Genomic DNA, 696 nt, shown 5'->3' on the forward strand with positions numbered 1-696 from the left:
CTGCTGGATGCCAACCGTCAGCCAGCGCCACTGGGTGTGGCGGGCGAGCTGTATATCGGTGGCGTGCAGGTGGCTCGTGGTTATCTGAATCGCCCTGAATTGACTGCCGAACGCTTCCTCGATGATCCGTTCAATGTCGGTCGGATGTACCGCACCGGCGACCTGGGCCGCTATCTGCCGGATGGCACGGTGGAATACCTGGGGCGTAACGACGACCAGGTGAAGATCCGTGGTTTCCGGATTGAGCTGGGTGAAATCGAAGCGCGCCTGGCCGCTTATCCCGGGGTCAAGGAAAGCGTGGTCCTGGCACGGGAAGACAATCCCGGTGAAAAACGCCTGGTGGCTTATGTCACGGCGCAGCAGCCTGAAACCGTGCTGGAGATCGAAAGCCTGCGCGGTCATCTGCAAGGCGCGCTGCCGGAATACATGGTCCCGGCGGCCTACGTGCAGCTCGATGCCTTGCCGCTGACGCCTAACGGCAAGCTGAATCGCAAGGCCCTGCCGGTACCGGATGGCGCGGCACTGATCAGCCGTGAATACGAAGTCCCACAAGGCGAAGTCGAAAACGTACTGGCACAACTCTGGGGCGACTTGCTCAAGGTCGAGCGCGTAGGGCGGCACGACAACTTCTTCGAGCTCGGCGGTCATTCCTTATTGGCTGTCACGCTGATCGAACGCATGCGCCAGGTCGGCCTG

Annotated in this window: 1 protein-coding gene; it reads left to right on the forward strand. The window is 61.5% G+C overall.

The window, feature by feature from the left end:
- Nucleotides 1-696 (forward strand): AMP-binding enzyme (locus M5B96_RS32365; protein ID WP_248801231.1); only part of this gene is annotated, 696 nt, incomplete at both ends.

Source organism: Pseudomonas sp. MWU13-2105 (assembly GCF_023242315.1).
In the GTDB taxonomy this organism is placed as follows: domain Bacteria; phylum Pseudomonadota; class Gammaproteobacteria; order Pseudomonadales; family Pseudomonadaceae; genus Aquipseudomonas.